At 67.6% G+C, this 4,336-nt stretch carries 4 protein-coding genes and 2 pseudogenes; 4 read left to right on the top strand and 2 right to left on the bottom strand.

Features of this window, described 5'->3' with window-relative positions:
- The first annotated feature begins 194 nt into the window (after positions 1-194).
- From U9980_RS23400 to U9980_RS28735, 3 genes and pseudogenes are all read left to right on the top strand, one after another.
- The gene (locus tag U9980_RS23400) at positions 195-542 is read left to right on the top strand and encodes a hypothetical protein (RefSeq protein WP_322769909.1); all 348 of its coding nucleotides are present in this window, start codon (positions 195-197) and stop codon (positions 540-542) included.
- Positions 543-550: 8 nt separating this feature from the next.
- Positions 551-1,210: a nucleotidyl transferase AbiEii/AbiGii toxin family protein gene (locus tag U9980_RS23395; protein ID WP_322769908.1), complete on the top strand. Its 660-nt coding sequence runs from the start codon at positions 551-553 to the stop codon at positions 1,208-1,210.
- Between the two features lie 315 nt (positions 1,211-1,525).
- Positions 1,526-1,645: pseudogene (locus tag U9980_RS28735) on the top strand (helix-turn-helix domain-containing protein); the annotation flags it as partial.
- A 29-nt stretch (positions 1,646-1,674) separates the two neighbouring features.
- On the opposite strand, the pseudogene U9980_RS23390 reads toward U9980_RS28735, so the two are convergent.
- Both U9980_RS23390 and U9980_RS23385 read right to left on the bottom strand, forming a co-directional pair.
- Positions 1,675-2,883, bottom strand: a pseudogene (locus tag U9980_RS23390) (lantibiotic dehydratase); the annotation flags it as partial.
- Positions 2,884-2,907: 24 nt separating this feature from the next.
- Positions 2,908-3,087 carry a hypothetical protein gene (locus U9980_RS23385; RefSeq protein WP_322769907.1) on the bottom strand — a complete coding sequence of 60 codons (180 nt, stop codon included), beginning with the start codon at positions 3,085-3,087 and terminating at the stop codon, positions 2,908-2,910.
- Positions 3,088-3,475: 388 nt separating this feature from the next.
- Between U9980_RS23385 and U9980_RS23380 the strand changes: the two genes are divergently transcribed.
- Positions 3,476-3,832 (top strand): hypothetical protein, encoded by a 357-nt coding sequence (locus tag U9980_RS23380; RefSeq protein ID WP_322769906.1) that lies wholly within the window; start codon positions 3,476-3,478, stop codon positions 3,830-3,832.
- The last annotated feature ends 504 nt before the right edge of the window (positions 3,833-4,336 follow it).

Here is a 4,336-nt window from a genome sequence, read left to right as displayed (position 1 = left end):
TTAGGCTCTGCTCTTGATCGCGACTATGGAAGGTGGCATCGAGGCGAACCGCCCCTCCTCGGTCCAGGCGAGGCCCGCAGTATTCCGTGCGGGCGCGACGGGGGCGGCGCTGCGTGTCCCGCGAGCGCGCCAGCGCGGGCAGGACTCCCGGAGCATCGCGCCGATCGTCTTCGGCTGGCGATAGGCTTGCAGGCATGGCTGACGCGCGCGGAACGTCGACGTCCCGCTATCAGCGGCCCTATGCCGTCGCGGGGAGCCTGGATCTGTTGCGCGGGCCGTCGTCTGGTGTCGTCCTGCTGCCGCCGCACTTGGACTGGTCCGGCAGTGCCGAGTATGATCTTGATGCTCCCGGCAGGATTGTCGACCTCTACCGCGCCGTCCTTATCGAGGCGGCCAGCCCTCAGGACCTGTACACATACCTGGACGCCGGGATGTTGCGGCGACTGTGGGCGTTGCTGTGGCTGCCGGCGCAGCTCAGGAGGGCCTGGGAGCAGAAGTTCCCGGTTCTCGCCGAGATCAGCCGGATCACCGCCATGGCGTAGGCGCAGGCATGGAGCCGCGGCACGAAAAGATCGCGAGGATCGCTCTGGCTGCCGGGGAGCGGTATGGACTCGCGCTCGCGGGTGGCTACGCGGTCCAGGCCCACGGGATGGGCTTGCGCCCGAGTGGGGATGTCGACCTGTTTACCAGCTGGCAGCGCCGTGGCGAGTTCCCGGAGCTGACGTCGGCGGTCGTCTCCGCCCTGGAGGCGGCCGGGTATGCGACATCGGTCGCCATGCGGGCCGAGACATTCGTCCGGCTGATGGTGGCCGATCCATCCGCCGGTACGGTCGAGAAGGTCGAGCTCTCCGCGGACTGGCGGGCGCACGATCCGGTCCAGCTTGATATCGGGCCTGTCCTGCACCCGGACGACGCCATGGCGAACAAGATGTGCGCCCTGTTCGGACGCGCCATGCAGCGCGACTTCCTCGATGTCGATGCCGCCATCATGAGCGGTCGCTACTCGCGCGAGGACCTGCTCGCGCTGGCCGCTGCGACCGACCCCGGCTTTGATACCCTGATCTTCGCTGATGCGCTCGGCGCGTTGACGCAGATCACCGATGCGGCGTTCGCCGAGTACGGCGTCGACCCCCGCGCGATCGCCGAGATGCGCCAGCGATTCGCCGACTGGCGGAGGCGTCTGCTTGCCGAGAAGCCCGGATCCAGCTGACTCGAGTCGGCCAGACCGAGAATCGGCTGTTGCCCAACGAACACCCTGGCGCGTTCGGGCCGTCCCGGCCAGACGCCCAGCGGAGGCGCTGCGAACGACCGCCTCGCGGCCGAAACGGACGGGTCTCGTTGTCCAAGGGCCGGTATCCGCGTGCGCACTCCGTAAGTCGATGGCAGGCTCCGCCGGGAGACATTGGATAGCCGTCGGTCGTGGAGCCCGTGCCAGAATAGTGCTGTGTCTGACAGGGGGCGGCGGTATCAAGGAGTCAGTGCGTCACATGTGATAAATCTTGTGGCTCACTGATGGGAGACTTGGGTGCGGGGTCAGGCGTTGACCGCGGAAGACCGCGAGGAGATTTCTCGTGGGATTTCGGAGGGGTTTTCTGGATCGGCTATTGCTCGGCTGCTGGGAAAACGCCGATCGGTGGTGAACCGGGAGATTAGCCGTTGTGGTGGCCGCGAGAATTATCGCGCATTGGCCGCGCAGGAACGCGCCGAGGAACAGGCGCTTCGCCCGAAACCGCACAAGCTTGCCGTGTCCGAGCGGTTGCACGATGCTGTAGCGGAAGGACTAAAGCAGAGTTGGTCGCCTGCGCAGATCTCGTCCCGGCTGAAGGTCAACCATCCGGATGATCCGGAGATGCGCGTGTCGGGCGGAGGCGGGTCGGCGCCGGGCACAGCGAGCGCGGCAACGGTGGCATCGTCCAGGACAACTTCAGTCCGGCTGTGGGCGGTCGCGTCATCGAGGAGACCGGCGAGGATCGCGAGGCATTCCGGAGGCGCCTGCGCGGGTTCAATGCTGGTCTCGATGCCGTCGTCTCCCAACCCGATGACCGGGTCGACGACGTCGACTAGTGGGACGAAGCGGCCGTGGCCCCACCGGTCGACGAAACGGGCGTGGTAGGCGGCGAGCGTGGGCTTGGTACAGCTCATCGTCCACAGCACGCTGACAGCCTCGGCGGCGTCCTCCAGTAGTGCACGAGGCAGGGTGATGGTCGCGTCGGCGGCAACGTCGACGCAGAGCGGGTTGTCCTGGCCGTAGACGCGGGCGGACGCCTCCCGTGCCGCGTGGAGCGCCGCGAGCCGAGGTGCTGCCCCCAGGGGGAGCTGGTCAGCGGCGTGGAGCCGGGCCCGGAGATCCTCTAGCGGGCCGTGGACGTCGCAGCTGTGGGGCAGGTGGACGAGCAGATGCGTGAGTGGATCGTCGCCCAGGTCGACGGGCAGCAGGTCAGTCAGCAGGAACCCTTGACGGGTCATCTCGATGACCATGCCGCGCAGCGTCGACTCCGGGACAGCCGGCCAGCGGTCACCGACTGCGGCGCTGATCACGCTGTGCCGGGCCCCCTGCTCGCACAATCGTAGGACCAGGGTGCTTGCCTTGGTCGCACGGATGGTCACGAGCTGCGGCACGCCTGCGCCGAGCGACTGCTGCTCGTGCTCAAACCGCTGGCCGCGGCGGCGGACCAGGTTGTTTGTCGTGAAGGTGAGTCGTTCGACCACTCCGGGAACGTCCAGGAGGTGATCGGCGAGGGCCGTCAGCGACACCGGGCTCGGGGCGCTGCGGAGGTGATGATCGCCACCGAGACGCAGCGCGCAGCCATGCTCGGCGGCGACCACGGTCTGGACGCCGGCGAAGACCGCTCGCGGTGTCGGGCGCAGCCGCGCCCGACGGTCAAAGGCGTGGACGCACCGGCGGTGCTACTTGCAGTCCTTGCAAGTCGCCGAGCAACCCACGCTCGGGCAGGTGCGCGAGTAGCCGTCGTCCGTGCAGTCCGACGTCGTGTTCGACCCGGCGATGTCGGGCACCGGCACCGCCCGGGTATCGAGGTCGAACAGGTCCGCGGTCAGGCGGTCAAGAACCGCCGCGTCCTCTGACATGGGAACTCCCCTCACGATGGGCCATCGTAGCGGCGGCCAGGTTAAGACATGAACTGCGACGCTTCGCGACCCTTTGCTGTCAAGGTGTGACAGCACCAGCTCACTGTGACAGCCAAAAGCCATATTGGTTGGCCAATGCGGCGCTTGCGGCTACTGGACCCGGGCGGCTGTCAGGAAGCCACCGGCGACGACACGCCCAGGTCTGAACACCCCGAGCGTCGGTCCTGCACGGGGTGGTGGCTATGTCTGGGATCGATAGCAGGCATACACAACACGCATAGACAGTGTCACCAGGAGTTCTAGTCTGCGCCGATAGTGGTGCGCTGCGGATCAGGACCTGAGTGGGTGGAGATGGCGACGGTACGGTTGAGTCTGCGCGAGGAGCAGGATGATCTGCGAGGACGGGCGGGCTTCGATGACCGGGCCTCGTCTGTGTCAGCTGGAGAAATGGCCGGCCCGGTCCGGGACGCGGCCCTCCCCGCGTGTTCTCGCGCTGCTGGCGGTGGCCTACGGCGCTCCGGTCGGCGGTCTCCTCGACCTCGACGACTACGAGAACTACACGGCCGCCGATCGTCTTGTCCTGGGCACGATGACCGGGTCGGGCATGCCGGCCTCGGCGTTGCGTGCCACTGTCTCTGGCGTCCAGGTCAGCCGGGACGTGGCCACCGCCGTGTCGCCCACCGAATCGGGTCGCGAGAGCGTGCGAGCGTTCAGGGCATACCTACGCGATCTTCAGGTCGCCTAGCTAGCTAGCGGTAACGACCACTGCCGTGGTCGACCTCGCCGAGCCGCGTCGAACACGGGCAAGCAGCGCCAGACGGTTGCTGACAACCTCGGATCGGTCGGTCGGCTGACCGGGGGACGCGACCTCGCCACCCGTGAGGCCGGCACGCCGAGGAACCGAGGAACGGTCCGGCAGCCCGGCCGTCGAACCAGGGTGACGGCAAATAGCCGACGCCGTGTCGCACCGACCGCCCACGGCCAGCCGGAGAAACCCGCATCGGCCGCGGATGGTCGAGTCGACCCCGCGCCGTATCAGAAGTGAATGGGCCCAATGCCGGCCACGGCAAACACGTCGGTGCCGGTCAGCTGGTGGGTACTGGCCGTGGTTGGGCCGAGCGTTCGTCCCCGTTGATCGCCGTGGGCGGGGCGTAGAGCGTGAATTCGTCGATGCGTGCCAGGCCCGCGTTGTCCAGCGCGGCGAGGCATGGCTGGCGATGGGATGGCAGGCGATGGGATGGCAGGAACG

This window comes from Protofrankia sp. Cr1, from assembly GCF_963555865.1.
Taxonomy (GTDB): Bacteria; Actinomycetota; Actinomycetes; order Frankiales; family Frankiaceae; genus Protofrankia.
This window is presented reverse-complemented; position numbering and strand designations above follow the sequence as displayed.

Bases quoted from the DNA above. Each gene is read 5' to 3' on its own strand.
- U9980_RS23385 (WP_322769907.1), bottom strand. From the start codon at position 3,087: ATGTCAGAGGACGCGGCGGTTCTTGACCGCCTGACCGCGGACCTGTTC.
- U9980_RS23395 (WP_322769908.1), top strand. From the start codon at position 551: ATGGAGCCGCGGCACGAAAAGATCGCGAGGATCGCTCTGGCTGCCGGG.
- U9980_RS23380 (WP_322769906.1), top strand. From the start codon at position 3,476: ATGATCTGCGAGGACGGGCGGGCTTCGATGACCGGGCCTCGTCTGTGT.
- U9980_RS23400 (WP_322769909.1), top strand. From the start codon at position 195: ATGGCTGACGCGCGCGGAACGTCGACGTCCCGCTATCAGCGGCCCTAT.